The sequence below is a fragment of the Noviherbaspirillum sp. Root189 genome (assembly GCF_001428545.1).
GTDB lineage: Bacteria > Pseudomonadota > Gammaproteobacteria > Burkholderiales > Burkholderiaceae_D > Noviherbaspirillum.
The window spans coordinates 1-15196 of the sequence record NZ_LMHZ01000030.1; the positions used below are offsets into that span (position 1 = coordinate 1).

The 15196-nt window shown below is 53.4% G+C and carries 12 protein-coding genes and 2 pseudogenes; 7 read left to right on the forward strand and 7 right to left on the reverse strand.

The genetic code is table 11. From position 1 onward, the window contains the following. Positions 1 to 859: 859 nt before the first annotated feature. The gene (locus tag ASE07_RS17535; protein ID WP_057292133.1) at positions 860 to 1300 is read left to right on the forward strand and encodes a hypothetical protein; all 441 of its coding nucleotides are present in this window, start codon (positions 860 to 862) and stop codon (positions 1298 to 1300) included. A gap of 112 nt (positions 1301 to 1412) precedes the next feature. Here ASE07_RS17535 and ASE07_RS17540 read toward each other — a convergent pair whose 3' ends face one another. Next, positions 1413 to 2312, reverse strand: a complete 900-nt coding sequence (locus ASE07_RS17540) for a LysR family transcriptional regulator (RefSeq protein ID WP_057292134.1) — start codon at positions 2310 to 2312, stop codon at positions 1413 to 1415. 149 nt (positions 2313 to 2461) lie between these two features. Then, positions 2462 to 3901: an NAD-dependent succinate-semialdehyde dehydrogenase gene (locus ASE07_RS17545; RefSeq protein ID WP_057292135.1), complete on the reverse strand. Its 1440-nt coding sequence runs from the start codon at positions 3899 to 3901 to the stop codon at positions 2462 to 2464. 408 nt (positions 3902 to 4309) lie between these two features. Between ASE07_RS17545 and ASE07_RS17550 the strand changes: the two genes are divergently transcribed. From ASE07_RS17550 to ASE07_RS17560, 3 genes are read left to right on the forward strand one after another with little or no spacing between them, the layout of a single operon-like run. After that, entirely contained in the window at positions 4310 to 4690 is a 381-nt protein-coding gene (locus tag ASE07_RS17550; RefSeq protein WP_057292136.1) for a carboxymuconolactone decarboxylase family protein, read from the forward strand. 12 nt (positions 4691 to 4702) lie between these two features. Beyond that, entirely contained in the window at positions 4703 to 5590 is an 888-nt protein-coding gene (gene mmsB, locus ASE07_RS17555) for a 3-hydroxyisobutyrate dehydrogenase (protein ID WP_057292137.1), read from the forward strand. 40 nt (positions 5591 to 5630) lie between these two features. After that, entirely contained in the window at positions 5631 to 6608 is a 978-nt protein-coding gene (locus tag ASE07_RS17560; RefSeq protein ID WP_057292138.1) for a Bug family tripartite tricarboxylate transporter substrate binding protein, read from the forward strand. 153 nt (positions 6609 to 6761) lie between these two features. On the opposite strand, the pseudogene ASE07_RS17565 reads toward ASE07_RS17560, so the two are convergent. The 5 genes and pseudogenes from ASE07_RS17565 to ASE07_RS17590 form a co-directional block, all read right to left on the reverse strand. Further along, positions 6762 to 7343: pseudogene (locus ASE07_RS17565) on the reverse strand (IS3 family transposase); the annotation flags it as partial. Positions 7344 to 7616: 273 nt separating this feature from the next. After that, positions 7617 to 8636: an IS110 family transposase gene (locus tag ASE07_RS17570; protein WP_057292139.1), complete on the reverse strand. Its 1020-nt coding sequence runs from the start codon at positions 8634 to 8636 to the stop codon at positions 7617 to 7619. Positions 8637 to 8697: 61 nt separating this feature from the next. Beyond that, a pseudogene (locus tag ASE07_RS28155) lies at positions 8698 to 9203 on the reverse strand (transposase); the annotation flags it as partial. Between the two features lie 270 nt (positions 9204 to 9473). Beyond that, positions 9474 to 10676, reverse strand: coding sequence for a 3-oxoadipyl-CoA thiolase (pcaF, locus tag ASE07_RS17585; RefSeq protein ID WP_057292168.1), 1203 nt, complete (start codon positions 10674 to 10676; stop codon positions 9474 to 9476). Positions 10677 to 10859: 183 nt separating this feature from the next. Then, the gene (locus tag ASE07_RS17590) at positions 10860 to 11555 is read right to left on the reverse strand and encodes a DUF4286 family protein (RefSeq protein ID WP_156396726.1); all 696 of its coding nucleotides are present in this window, start codon (positions 11553 to 11555) and stop codon (positions 10860 to 10862) included. Positions 11556 to 12123: 568 nt separating this feature from the next. Between ASE07_RS17590 and ASE07_RS17595 the strand changes: the two genes are divergently transcribed. The 3 genes from ASE07_RS17595 to ASE07_RS17605 all read left to right on the forward strand — a co-directional run bounded on the left by ASE07_RS17595 (position 12124) and on the right by ASE07_RS17605 (position 15128). Further along, positions 12124 to 13290 carry an MFS transporter gene (locus tag ASE07_RS17595; RefSeq protein WP_057292143.1) on the forward strand — a complete coding sequence of 389 codons (1167 nt, stop codon included), beginning with the start codon at positions 12124 to 12126 and terminating at the stop codon, positions 13288 to 13290. Positions 13291 to 13570: 280 nt separating this feature from the next. Further along, positions 13571 to 14329, forward strand: a complete 759-nt coding sequence (locus ASE07_RS17600; RefSeq protein WP_235548512.1) for an enoyl-CoA hydratase/isomerase family protein — start codon at positions 13571 to 13573, stop codon at positions 14327 to 14329. A gap of 19 nt (positions 14330 to 14348) precedes the next feature. Beyond that, the gene (locus ASE07_RS17605; protein ID WP_057292145.1) at positions 14349 to 15128 is read left to right on the forward strand and encodes an SDR family oxidoreductase; all 780 of its coding nucleotides are present in this window, start codon (positions 14349 to 14351) and stop codon (positions 15126 to 15128) included. Positions 15129 to 15196 lie beyond the last annotated feature (68 nt).

The window sequence follows — 15196 nt, forward strand, 5'->3', positions numbered from 1 at the left end:
GTCTTGCGCCGGTCATCCATTCGGTCCGAACTCTGCATCACGATTCTCTTCTTCAAATTGTTTAAAGGAACGTGTTGCAGTGACCAGTTGAATCCATCACCTCTATCTGCCGGGGGGATTACCCAGGCTCCCTGTGTCGATGACACGCCCGGCAACTCCGTGAATCGACATCTGGCCTCGAGTTAAGCATTGTCCTCAATGCACTCGATAGTCTGCCTACTGTCAGTGGGGGTGGATTGAGGTCAGCGCTTTTGTTGAAATTGCCTTAATGCCGGCTATTACAGCGTCGCACATCAGCTCAATAGGGTAAAGATGCTCCATCCATGACATTGATTTGTTCGACAGTTGCCGGAACTGTGGAGCATGCACGCCATACTGGTTGAATGCATTGCTACTGGATGCGCCATACCGGTGTAGTAAGTGCCATGGAATCTATCCTGGCATGCTGCCGTCATTATCGAAAAGATCGCCAATGCAGAAGTCGGGACGAATCGCAATTACGCGTGCCCGCTTTGGATAGAAGTGGCTATGGATATTTCCTGGGAAGATAAAAGCGAAAATTTGTAGCCAAATTTACTCCGCAGTCGGTCTTCCACAGGATCTCAGCGCATTTCATCGTAAGTTATTAATTCAATGCGAAAAGTTTCCCAAGAACGGACATGTAGCTAAAATTACTTACGCGTTTCAGCCAATTTTATTTTTAACTAGGGAGGTAGCTTCTCCAAAACACGCGCAATCAGGCTCATGGAGCTTCCCCTTTTCCATTCACGCCATATTACCGGCTTACGCCGGACACCGGCCAGTATGCATAGTCACGCGTGAGACGCAGCTTGATGCAATAAAAGAAAAGTATCCCACGATGTCGGTTAGCGTCATCGCCCAGGCCGCGATTACAAATGTACTCAGCGTGAACCCTGTCAAAGAAAATCAGCCATTTCGACGAAGCCCGATCAAAATATCTTCGAAATTGCCTAATGCGCGCACACCGATTTTGACCAAGATACCAAAGGTGCTAATGGCGGAGCTGAAGATGATTGCAAGCGACAGCGGCCTTATTACGTTAAGGGCGACCTTGGATCAGGTATTTGAACGGTTTTTAAAATTGAAACCGTACTTCCAGTTCGCTAGCGGCCGGAAGCAAACTGGAATTTCGGGCTGGGCTCGATCACCGCGTGGCGAGGATAAGGAATGGAAACTCTTCAATGTAATGCTCCGTCCCGAATTGGCAGACCAAGTGCGTGACGAAGCGCTACGGTTCGGCGCATCTGTGAGCCAATTCGTGGCGACTGGTTTGTTCTGATAGGTGAATGAAAAGAATCCTTCTTTCTTCACCGGTATCTCAATGTTGGCATGTATGCAGCGCTAAATTTCATTTGAATACGTTTTAGAATAAAACAGACTTCGATAAAAAATCAAATTAACCTACTTTTACCGTACGCATCGCGAATGAACTGGATGAAGTTTTTACTTTCTTGAGATAGAACCTCGAACCTAGATGTGATTAGACATACTGACGCAGGTAGACCAAAGTCAATCTCTTTCACCGTCAACCTGTTCCAGATGTCCTCGTCGACGCAAAACCGATTAACCAATGCGATACCGACACCTTGATGGACAAGGGAGCAAGCAAGTTCGGAGCGATTGATTTCAACTATTGAGTTCACCTTAACACCAGCTCCAAGCAGCAAGTCACGAATGAACGCGCCAAGAGGCAAATCCTGTCGATAAGTTATCATCTGTTGCCCATCAAGATCTTTTAATTGCACTGTCTCAGCAGAAGCAAGAGGATGCGTGTTTGGCACAACCAATACCATTTCTCCTTCAAAAAGCGTTTCACATAAGAGATTTGGATGATTTATTGGCCAAACCGAAATAGCAAATGCAGAGGCCCTTCCCAGAAGATCCATAGGCATGTCCTTGACAAGAACTGTCCTATACTCAAACCTTATATCTTCATTCTTTTCCAAAAAATTCCGAATCGCTAGCGGAACCAGATTTATCCCCAGTGCTGGGCTTGAGCAAAAAGAAATTTTGGATTTCTTTTTGCTACGAAGATTGGTCACCAATTCATCAACGCGTAATGCCGAGATGTATACATCTTCAATTTCACGAAAAATTATCCGGGCATCGTCAGTCGGTATCAACGCTCCAGACTTCCTCACAAAAAGCGAAATCTTCAATGAATCTTCCATATATGAGAGCGCTCTACTAACTACTGGCTGAGAAATAAATAGCATTCTCGCAGCTCCACTAATCGAGCCCGTTATCATAATGGCACGAAAAATTTCCATTTGACGCAGCTTGAAATGCATTTGGATCCCATTTCTAAAATGGCGGCTTCAAACCTCCTACAATGAAGCTGCGAAAGCAGGGTGCCTAGCCGTGTAGTTGATTTGGGCAGCGCCGGGACCAGAAGCGTTGAGATCGCCCCGACCACCAGCAGGATGCCAGAATACAGCAATCAGCCGTTCATCACCGCGACCGACCGAACGTTCAGATACGCCTCCAGCGCTTCCGGGCCGCCTTCCGACCCATAGCCCGATTCCTTGATGCCGCCAAAGGGCATCTCGGCCGAAGTCACTGCCGGCATGTTAATCCACATCATGCCGACTTCCACCTTGCGCGCCAATAGGTCCGCGGACTTCAGCGATTGCGTGAACCCATAGCCCGCGAGGCCGTAAGACAGGCGGTTCGCCTCCGCGATCGCCTCTTCGATCCTCTCGAAGCTGCGAATCGCGGCGACCGGCCCGAACGGCTCTTCATTGAAGATCTTCGCGGTGGCCGGCACGTCGCTAAGCACCGTGGGCTGCCAGAAATTGCCCGCGTTGCTGATACGCTGGCCGCCAGTCACCAGCGTCGCGCCGCGCGCAACCGCTTCCTGTATCAATCCTTCCATTGCCGTGACGCGCCGTGGATTGGCGAGCGGCCCCATTTGAGTTTCCGCGGCCAGTCCGTCACCCACTTTCAATCCCTGCGCATGTTTCGCGAACGCCTTGGTAAATTCTTCGCAAACGCTCCTATGGACCAAGAACCGGGTAGGCGAAATGCATACCTGTCCCGCGTTACGGAACTTGGCCGCGCCGGCCGCCTTGACCGCCAATTCGATATCGGCATCTTCGGCGACGATTACCGGGGCATGGCCCCCCAGTTCCATCGTCACGCGCTTCATGTGCTGGCCCGCCAGCGCCGCCAATTGCTTGCCTACCGCAGTGGAGCCGGTGAAGGTAATTTTGCGGATTTCCGGGTGCGGAATCAGGAAGCCGGAGATTTCCGCCGGGTCCCCGTAGACCAGTCCAAGCACGCCGGGTGGCAGGCCCGCATCGGCAAATGCCTGAATCAACGCCGCGGGGCTTGCCGGCGTTTCTTCCGGCCCTTTTACCAGCATTGAGCAGCCGGTCGCGAGCGCCGCGCCAACCTTACGCACCACCTGGTTGATCGGGAAGTTCCATGGCGTGAATGCGGCGACCTGGCCAACCGGATCCTTCAATACCATTTGGCGTATCGCCAGATTGGTGCGGGACGGCACGATGCGCCCGTAAACCCGGAAGCCCTCGTCGGCGAACCAATCGATGATATCGGCGGCGGCCCGCACCTCGCCCTTGGCTTCAGCCAGCGGCTTGCCCTGTTCCAGGGTCATGAGCGTGGCGGTGCTGTCCACCCGCTCGCGCAGCAAATCAGCGGCTTTACGCATGATCCCGCTGCGTTCGGCAGGTGTCATGTCACGCCAGGTTTCAAAACCCTTTCTGCCCGCTGCTACGGCCGCTTGGAGATCCGCCTGCGCGGCATGGGCGACCCGCCCGATTTCCTTACCGGTAGCGGGGTTGACCACCGCAATGGTCTTGCCCCCTGTCGCCTCTTGCCAGCGTCCGTTGATAAACAGTTTCGTATCCTGGTAACCCATTATCTTCTCTCTTTATCTGATTATGTAGTTGAGTGCCATCGGTCGACATACGCGCTCTTGCCTTCCGAATGCATGTCTCGCCCCCGCACGGAAGACCTAGCCAGAATATTTCATAAGCGGGCAGCCGTTCCAAGCCAAAGCGCCTTATTACTAAAGTCCAAGCAAATCAACAACCGGATCAAACTACGCAAGATTGTACGACTGGAACAACCACCGTCGCAATGAAGTTGTTGTCGCGTTGACGAAGCATACGTCCGCTATGTTCCCCAGGCTGTAATGAGGCCAACATCATCGAAATTCCTCCCCATACCTTTCCGCTATAGCCCCCTACAAATTCGCAATTCACGCAACGCATAGCAAGTGATTAAATTGAGCCCATATCTTTTTATATTTTATTGAGAGGTCGAAATGAGTCAGATAAGAGAAACTGGACGTTCAATTCTTCGCAAGGTATTGGGTGAAGAATACTTTGCGAAGCGCGAGTTAAAGGAAAATTCTTTCAATACCGAATTTCGTGCAATTACAGAGGAATACTGTTTTGGTACGGTCTGGGGGCGTCCTGGAATCGACCACCGAACACGTAGTTTGATATTGCTCGGAATGTTAACGGCACTCAACAAGGGGCCCGAGCTAAGACTTCACGTCCGGGGTGCGATCAATAACGGATGCTCCGTTGAGGAAATTAAGGAAGTTTTGCTGCAAGCAGCCGTGTATTGCGGAATACCAGCCGGTGTGGAGGCATTCCGCGCTGCAGAGGAAGTTTTTGGCGAGCTCAATTTAATCAAATAAGGCTGAATAATCATGGCAAATATCGGTTTTATCGGACTTGGCACAATGGGCTTGCCCATGGCAATTAACCTTGTTAAAAAGGGTAATGTCGTATACGGCCTTGACCTTTCTGAAAAGGCTGTTAAAGAGTTTGAATCAAACGGTGGTGTTGCGGCGGTGGACATTGCAGATCTAATGTCAAACGCTGAAGTTGTCTTTACCATGCTTCCCACTGGTCCTCACGTCATCAGTATGTATGAAGCCGAGTCTGGAATCATCGAACATGCAACCAGCCGACATCTTTTGATTGATTGCTCAACTTCTGGTGTGCCGAGTGCGCGCAAGCTACACGCGCTTGGAAGGGCTAAAGGCGTTCGCACGCTGGACGCCCCCGTTACCGGTGCAGTTGCCGGCGCTGAGGCTGCAACGTTGACTATCATGGTAGGTGGAGACCGTGATGTCTTTGATTGCGCAAAGCCGATCCTGGAGCAAATAGGGAAGGTCATCATCCACGCTGGCGCAGAGGGTGTCGGTCAAGCCGCCAAGATCTGCAACAATATGGTTGCAGGCATTAACAAAATCGCGCTTAGCGAAGCTTTCGTGTTAGCTAAAAAACTCGGGCTTGATGATAAAATTTTCTTCGATGTGGCGTCAAATGGGAGTGCCCAGTCATTCTCGCTAACTAAAACCTGCCCTGTTCCTGGACTCGTTCCTACTGCCCCGAGTAGTCGAAATTATACAAACGGCTTTACAACTAAACTTTTACTTAAGGACATGCTGCTTGCCCAGGAAGCTGCGATGGAGGTTGGAGCAGGAACAGTCTTAGGTAGTGCCGCTGCCCAGTTGTACCAGCTCTGTGCGAATGCTGGCCATGCAGATCGAGATAGTGCGATTATCTACCAGTACTTGCTCGGCAAATAGCAGTGATTATAGAAATACAAGAACTGATAATGGAGACACTATGAAACGGTTTAGGAGAGTCGCATTAGCATTAATTATAAGCGGGGCTTTCGTTGGCAATTTTGCATATAGCCAAGATTCATTTCCAAGTAAGCCGGTTACAATGGTGGTGGGGTTCGCACCAGGCGGCGCTACCGATTTTTTGGCTCGATTACTTGCTCGTGAATTTTCGGAGGAATTCAAAAAGCCATTCATAGTGGTCAACAAGCCTGGCGCAAATAGTGGGTTAGCTATGTCTTCAGTCGCTACAGCCCCTTCCGATGGCCATACGCTCTTGCTTGTTCCCGTCGGCCTAGCTGTTAATGAGCTTTTCTATAATAAAGTCACATACAGTATCAAAGATTTTGAGCCAATTGGCCTCATCGCCAAAATGCCAAACGTGATTATTGTCAACAAGAAATTAAATGTTTCATCTTTGAAGGAGCTAGTGGATTATTCGGTTAACCACCCAAAGAAAGAAGTCGCCTTTGCCGCTCCTGCAGCTGGATCTTCGGCACATCTTTCTAGCGAACTCCTTCGGCGGGAAACCAAGGCTAACCTATTACATATTCCATACAATGGCGATGCGCCTTCTATAGTGGCTGTTAAAAGTGGCGTGGTTGATATCGGACTTGTCAATTTGTCGGCTGCTGCTGGGCTGATCAAGTCAGGTGATTTTACGGCTTTGGCTGTCACGACTGCTAAACGTGCACCTAATTTTCCTGATATTCCAACGATTGCAGAATCAGGGGTGCCAAACTACGAGGTATCCTCTTATTATGGATTAGGCGCTCCCGCTGGAACGCCACCGGAAATTGTGGAAAAGCTTAACAAGTCTCTGATGAGAATTCTTGAGCAGCCAGCCGTCAAAACGAAGATAGCCGAGATGGGCTTCATAACAGAAAATAATAGTCCAGTCGATTTTAAAAAATTTTTGATTAGTGAAAATAACAAATGGCGTGTGATAGTTAAGGAATCTGGAATGAAACCAGTTAACTAGTGCTGGTAATCTCCCCGGCCAAAAGAGGGGATGGATTCAACCGGTGACTGCAACACGTTCGGTTAAATCAAATTAAGAGGGGGAATCGTGTATGCAGAACTCGAACAGAATGGATGGTAATCCCCCCGGAATTGAGGGCGTTCAGAAGTAGAATCACGCGGCCATGGCCAACCGCTGTTTTGGCGTGAAGCCGCCCAGGACCATGTCTGGGCGGTCATGATTGTAGTCGTACATCCACCGCGTAGCGAACAACTGCACTTCCTCGAGATCGTCCCAGTAGTACTGCGATAGCCACTCGTAGCGCACGGTGCGGTTGAATCGCTCGACGTAGGCATTTTGCTGAGGCTTGCCGGGCTGGATGTAATCGATCCGTATTTGCCGTCGTGCTGCCCAGCCCTGTACGGCGCCGCTGATGTTCTCTGGTCCGTTATCGCAACGAATGGCGGCCGGCTTGCCGCGCCACTCGATGATCTGCTCGAGAGCTCGAATCACTCTCTCGGCTGGCAAGAAGAAATCGATCTCGATGCCCAGTGCTTCGCGGTTGAAGTCATCGATCACGTTCAGCAGCCGGAAGCAGCGGCCGTCACCGAGTTGATCATGCATGAAGTCCATGGACCAAACCTGGTTGATCGTTATTAGCACCATTAACGGCTCCGGCTTCTCTCGGACCAGTCGCTTCCTCGGCTTGATCCGCAGATTCAGCTCCAGCTCGCGATAAATCCGGTAAATCCTCTTATCGTCTAATTGCAGCCAAGTCGTCTAATTGCAGTCAAGTAGATCAGATCAATTTCTTCCCCGGTAGTTTAAACATTCAACACACGTTCTCTGCTGTTTCGTTGTCGTCTTTGTGATCACGGTTTTTCGTGTCACCACATGCCGCCAGAATCTATGGTCGCTGTGACGTTCCAGTGTGATTCCCGTAGTCCATGCAGCTGCAAAGAGAGTCAAGGAATCGTCACGGCGACGTAATCGGTCAGAGAGCTGTGCCTCCTTGATTGATGTGCTTTGCTACGCCGAACCAGGAACGAAGTCTTTGTCCTGTCGCCATAGCGTAAGTAGCACGGTAGCCAGTTTGCGTGCAGTCGCCACGGTTGCCTTTCGCAGACCGCAACGGGATGCAAGTTCAAGTGCCCATTGCCGCAATGCGCATTCCTTCTTCAGCCGGGTAATCAGGATGCTGGCTGCTTCAAACAGTAGCTGCCGGGTCATCGGGCCCCCGGTTTTGGAAATGCTGCCTTGGCGGTCTACGTCTCCGGACTGATACTTCTTCGGTGTCAGTCCCAAATACGGTCCGATGTCCTGCAGTCGCTTGAAGCGCGCGGGATCGTCCACCGCTGATGCAAAGGCGACAGCGGTCAGTGAACCGACACCCGGGACAGTCATGAGTCGCCGGCAGACATGGCTGGTGTTGGCTAGGCGAGCAATGGCTTTGTCGAAGTCGCGGATTTGTAGGTTTAGGTGACGCCAGGTATCAAGCAATGCATGGATGACATGCTGGATCAGCGAGGAGCGCGGAGTCTGGGACAGTACCAGCTGCTCGAAAGTCAATCCTTTTCCTGCGGCCAATACAACGCCAAAGGTCTTGAGGGTACCGCGAATCTGGTTGTACATGGCGGTGCGCAAGCCAACCAGTTTGTGGCGTGCGCGTAAGAGTAGCCGCACTTCATGACTTGCCATGCTCTTGATCTCGACAGGACGGTACCAGCCGGTACGGGTAAGTTGCGCAATGCCGTGCGCATCATTGGTGTCGGTCTTGTTAAGCTGGCTCGCCAGCGCGGCATGGGCATGACGCGCATGGATACAGTCAATAGGCACACCCAACCGCCGTAATCCGTGATAAAGCCATACAGCCAGCGGGCCGGTTTCCATACCGGCCCGCTGGAGCCGGGGAGCCCGTTGCTGCAAGACTGCGGCAATCGAGGCTGGAGAGGTGGCACAGTTGCCACGCCAGAGTTGCTTGCCGTCCTGGTCGATAACGCAAATTGCCGTCAGTTTCTGCGAAACATCTAAGCCCACATACTGGTCCATGTTGCCCTCCACGGAAGGTAAGTCCAACCATTAGAGCATGCAGTAAAAGCAATTACAGCATGTGGTTCCAGCTGTAGCCCCGTACGTTACGCAAATACAGGTAGCACAGGCCAAAGCCCCAGCTGCGATGGTTGTCCGTCAAGCGCATCAGCCAATGGGCAATTTCTTCGTTCTCGGCGTTGCGCTTGGCATTGTAGCGATAGCACGTCTGGCTGACCTGGAAGATGTCACAGGCCAGACGGATACTGATCCCTTTGCTTTCCACGGCTTCCTTGGCCATCTCTCGTCGGCGAGATGGCCTCAAAACTTTTTTGACATCGCCTCCTTGAGGATATCGGCCTTCAAGCGCTCCTCGGCGTACATCTTCTTCAGGCGCGCATTCTCCGCTTCCAACTCCTTCATCCGTGCCATCATCGACGTATCCATCCCGCCGTACTTCGCGCGCCACTTGTAGAACGTCGCCGAGCTGATCCCCAGCTCCCGGCACAACTCCGGCACCGACAATCCGCCTTCTACGCGCTTGAGCGCTTCGATTATCTGGCTATCTGAAAACTTCGACTTCTTCATGCAGAACTCTCCCTAAACGAGAAAATTCTACTTCTGTTCGCTTCTTTTGGCCGGGGTGATTACCGGCACCGACTTCTCTTCCATTAATTCCTCCATACAAACAGAAAATTATCAAATTTCCTGCTGTACGTGAAATCGGGGCAAGGTCCGGGATTGGTATTATATGTTTCAGCCAAAATTACTTTCCAAGACGAGAAACTTCTTGGTGACGTCCAGTACGAACAGATCAATTACTAAATCGCGGTTGTTAAAACCGCTGTCGCCTATCATTCAGACTCGCTCCAGTACAACCGCGATCCCCTGACCGACGCCGATACACATTGTGCACAATGCATAGCGGCCGCCAGTGCGGTGTAACTGGTACGTAGCCGTCGTGATCAGGCGCGCGCCGCTCATGCCAAGAGGATGGCCGAGTGCAATTGCTCCGCCGTTGGGATTGACACGCGGATCGTCATCGGCAATGCCCAGCATGCGTGTCACCGCCAAACCTTGGGCCGCAAAGGCTTCGTTGAGTTCGATGACGTCCATTTTGTCAATGTGTAAGCCAAGCTTTGCGAGCAAATTTTGCGTTGCCGGTGCTGGCCCGATACCCATGACACGCGGTGCAACGCCTGCCGTGGCCATGCCGACGATTCTGGCCCGAGGGGTGAGGCCGTAACGCCTAGCAGACTCTTCATTGGCCAACAGAAGCGCGCATGCGCCGTCGTTGATTCCCGAGGCATTGCCCGCTGTTACCGTGCCGTCCGGGCGGATTACACCCTTGAGCTTGCTCAGTGATTCCAGCGTGGTTGCACGCGGGTGCTCATCGTGCTCGACGACGATCGGGTCGCCTTTTTTCTGCTTTATCGTAACAGGCACAATTTCCTGAGACAGGATTCCGCTTTCCTGTGCACGTGCCGCCTTGTTCTGGCTCGATAGGGCAAAACGATCCTGATCTTCCCGACTGATTTTGAATTCCTGTGCAACGTTCTCGGCGGTTTCTGGCATTGAATCCACACCAAAGGCACGCTGCATTTCCGGATTAACGAACCGCCATCCAATCGTCGTATCGAAGATCTCGACGCTGCGGGAAAAGGCGCTATCCGCCTTGCCCATGACAAACGGAGCCCGCGTCATCGACTCAACGCCGCCGGCAATCATCAGGCCTGCATCGCCGGATTTGATTGCCCTTGCCGCGCTGCCTACGGCATCCATGCCGGAGCCGCACAGACGATTAATGGTCGATCCGCCAACTTCCATCGGCAAACCCGCCAGCAACAAGCCCATTCGCGCGACATTTCGGTTGTCCTCGCCCGCTTGGTTGGCGCAGCCGAAGATGACGTCTTGGACATCGGACCAATCAACTTTGCCGTTTCGCTCCATCAGCGCCCGCAGCGGAATGGCGGCCAGGTCGTCGGCACGGATATCTTTCAGCGCGCCACCGTATCGTCCGATCGGCGTGCGAATTCCGTCGCAAATATAGGCCTCGTTAATCATTCGTTAAACTCCTTTAAAGGGGGATGGTAAAAATGGTGCAGGGTGTTGAAGGCGGTGCAATCGGCGAACAAATGCCGATTGCCTTCAAGCCTGTACGGGTAAGGACGTGCACGGGTTCGCCTGTGATGCCAAGCAGTTTCGCTTGCCTGGAGGCTCACGGCAGGCAATGTTCACTGGTTGTCAGGGCGCTTTGTACATGCACATCAGTTCATAACGGATGAGCGATCCAATCAGCAGGCCATCGCGCTGGCCGTCGCATTGGAGTACTTCGCTGTGCAATGCCAGGGAAAGAAGCGCAGGATCGTAGCTTTCCACCAGCATTACCCAATCCGCATAATGATCCGGTGAGCTGCGCCGGGTGGTTTCTGAATTGGAGGCGGCGGTAACCTCAGCGTCGGATTCCCACAGCGACATAGAAACCATGCCGCCCGATTCCTTCAACCGCTCGGCGAGGACGTTCTTAATGAATCGGCGCGCATCATCTTCCCGACCTTCAATCGCCTTACATTGGATGATGACCGCGCTTCCTCCAATAGCGTCGCCGCTGGACCAGGTTTCCCGGCAGGCTGCCCGAATGACGTTCTGCAAGCTGGGAATGATTTTCCTTGTGCTTTCGGTGGGGTTATCCAGCACGTTTCGATATGCCGGCGAATGCAGGGCATGGATCGACTCGCACTTGTAGACAACCATGTACGCTGGCTGGCCTCCAACTGCTCGGTAGCGGCGGGCCCAAGTGAAGCCGGGCAGGCTGAGCCGCTCCGCCAGATGTTCTTCGTGGTACCAGCGATTCAAATCCTTTTCCAGTTCAGCTGGAATGTCATTCATGACAACGAGCAGGCCGGGTGTATTTTCTCCGCGTCCTTTGTTTTCCTTCATATCGGCCTCTAACTCTCGTATTGTGGATGTCGCAAATGGAATCTGCTTCGAGTTATAGTGATGCAAGTTCCATTCCATTCTCTAACGGCGCGATACAGGTGGCTGCGTGTCCTTTCAATGGGCTTACCTTGCCAATAGTGTCTTTGCAAAAGTCACTCGTTTGTACGCGGAAAAAGCATGGGAAGCAGGCTTTGGCCGGCGTATCAATGCATTTGTTGGGCACATAGTTTGCTTTCGGCAGACTGCTGAAAAAACGACTGCACGACCCTGGCGCCTGCGATGCGCATCATACCATTCGTCTAATCGCGCTTCCCGGAACTAATCCGGGCCTGCTCGCTATAGAAGAAAGACAAGAAGGCTGTTCAGGGCTTGTACTGCGGCGCGTCGGGCACCTTGGATTGCGTCTCGGTATAGCCACGAAGTTGCACCACTTATTCCTGTACGGACCATCAGTGTTAGTTCCGTAACCTCCATTTTATTTTGCCCTGACTGGACGCGCACCGATATGTCATCTCGATACTCCCGCTACGCTAGCGATAAGAGATTGTCTGGCCCCTGCTTGCTGTCGATGCTATTGCTAATCCTGGCCACCGGCGGATTCTGCGCCGGGGTTTCCATGCGCGTGATGGATCCCATGCTGCCTTTTCTCAGTAGAGAATTCAATGTATCCCTGAGCGAGGCCGGGCAGACGATTACCTACTTTTCCATGGCTTATGCAGTCAGCTTGCTTTTCATCGGTATGGTGGGCGACCGCTACGGAAAGCTCCGTGTAGTGGGCTGGGCGTGCGTTATGTGCTCGATAACTACTTTTGCCTGTGCAGTTGCGCCAGACTTTTTGTCTCTGCGAGCCGCCCGGCTGCTTTGTGGAGCGGCAAGCAGTGCGGTAATGACCTTGGGCATGGCTTGGGTAGGCGACACGATACCCTATGAGCGGAGACAGTCGACGCTGTCCCGGCTGTTGATCGGGATGTCGCTCGGCGTCGCGGTCGGCGCCGCCGTCGGGGGATTCGCCGCAGACCAGACGATTAGCTGGAGATCGGTTTTCGGAACTATTGCCGCTTGTTTCCTGCTGGTTGGCCTAGCGCTGTTGTTAATGTTGCGCTGGGCGGTGCCGCAAGCTCTCCAGCCGCAGGCCATGTCCGCCACCCGTGAGCATGTGGTGGATGGCGAGTTGAGGAGCGGAGCTATGTGTTTGATATTGTTTGTTTCGTTTTTTGAAGGAGCCCTGTACCTCGCGGCCTTGGCTTTCGTTCCTTCTCATCTGCATGCCCGATACGGCATCTCACTCAGTATGTCTGGCTCCATTGCGATGCTCGCAGGTCTGGGAGGCTTGTTTTATGCGCTATGCGCCGGGAAGCTGGTCAATCTCGGAGAGCGTCGGCTCATTACCATCGGCGGCGTCCTGATGGTGGCTTCATTCCTGGTGGTCGGATTTTCTCCTGCCTGGCAAATGGCCCTGCCGGCATGCTTTTGCGTGGGATTAGGTTTTTACATGCTGCACAGCACACTGCAGACGCGCGCCACCCAGATTGCACCGGAGCAGCGAGGCACGGCGATGGCGGCCTTTTCTGCGTGCTTTTTCTTTGGCCAGTCGGTTGGCGTCTCGTTGTTTGGCCGGTTCATCGAGCAAGTGAACTCTTCGGTGGTCATGGCAACGGCCGCAATTGGCCTACTGGCCGTTACAGTGTTGCTTGCTGCCCGCGTAAAGGTCCGGCAGGCATCACGCAATTTGTAGTGTCTTCGCTGTTATCAGCGCTACTGTCTTTCATAAATGCACTCCCGTTCTCTCGGGGTGTAGATGGAGCCGTGTCAGCCCGGTTTATTCTGTGCATAGACGTGCCTCCGGACGCTCGCCCACCACAGAAAAACACATAAATTCAAGAGCTTATCTATGCGTTTCCGCGCAAGACCAGCCTTGCTGGCCAGTGTTGCGCGTTCGGCGTCCGTCAACTGGCATGTAGCTTGCTCAACTGCCTCCATCGCGAATCCTCCTTTTCAACAGAAGACAAATGTATATGGACACTTCAGAAGTCTTGCTCCACAAAGATGGCGGCATAGCGACCATCACGCTTTCACGCCCTGACAAACTGAACGCGCTTTCGACATCCATGCGGAACAGTCTGGGTGAATGCTTGGCCAACGTCGCCGAGGATCAGGAGGTGAAAGTAGTAGTGCTGCGCGGCGAGGGGCGAGCCTTCTGCGCCGGTGCAGATCTGGTCGACGCACCTAAGACGCCTTTGGCATGGCGTGATCGCATTCTGACGGCGCAGTCGCACCATATGACGATCGCAATGATGCGCAAGCCGGTGATCGCGGCGGTGCAGGGCGCGGCGGTTGGTGGCGGTGCGTCGCTAGCCCTGGCAGCCGACATTCGGATCATGGCGGACGATGCCAAGTTGGTGTTCCCGTTTGTGCGCTTGGGCATTGTGCCCGACGGCGGCGCTTCATTTTTACTTCAGGCCAAGCTGCACGCCGGTATCGCGCTCGATTTGCTGCTCACTGGAGGCACGCTGACCGCCGCCGAGGCGGAGCGGCTCGGACTAACGCGTCGCGTTGTGTCCGCCGAGCAGCTTGATCAAACAAGCCAGACCTTGGCCAGGGATCTGCTTAACCTGCCTTGGGAGGCCTTGATGCTAACCAAGGCATTGTGCGCGCAGCAATGGGCGCAAGGCTTGCAGCGCGCGTTGAGCCACGAAGCGGATGCCTTCGCATTGGCGACGACAACTGAAGGACACAAGGCGGCATTGGCCGAAATACTGAAGAAATTTAAATAAATAACGGGAGGAGATTAAGATGTTCAAGGCAGACACGCTCGAAGGCAGGGTGGCGTTCATCACTGGCGGCGCGAGCGGAATCGGCATGGAGATCGCCGAGATGTATGGCCGCCTCGGCGCCACGGTGATGCTGGCAAGCCGCAATCAGGAACGGTTGGATGCCGCCGTATCCATCATGGCGGGCCAGGGTATCAAGGTGGCTGCCACTCGTACCGACGTGCGAGATTATGACGACGTCAAGAGCGCCATCGACAAAACAGTGAAGCAATTTGGTGCGCTCGATATTCTGGTCAACAACGCGGCTGGCAATTTCCACTGCCCGACGGCCGAACTGTCGCCCAACGGGTGGCGCACCGTAATCGACATCGATTTGAACGGTACCTTCTATGGATGCCATGCCGCCTACGAACATCTGAAACGCTCGTCCTTCGGCGGATCCATCATCAGCATCATTACCATGCTCGGCGTGAGTGGTTGGCCGGGGGCGGCCCATGCCGCTGCCGCGAAGTCCGGCATCCTGGCGCTGTCAAGGACGCTGGCGGTGGAGTGGGGTGAGGACAATATCCGTGTCAACACAATTTCCCCCGGCCCTATCGGCGACACCGAAGGAGTGCGGCGCATGTACCAGGAAACCGGGCGCGAAGAGCTGGAGCGCAAAAAGACGGCGCTGGGACACCTGGGGCGCAAAGCCGACATCGCCAATGCCGCCGTTTATCTCGCATCAGATCTGGCTTCCTATGTTACCGGGGAAAACATGGTCGTCGATGGCGGGCGCTGGCTGAAATACGTTGCTGCCTGAGATCGTGCACGGGCCGAATCATCTACATTTGAACCCGGGTTTCGAGGCAATGAGCGAACGCTGACCCT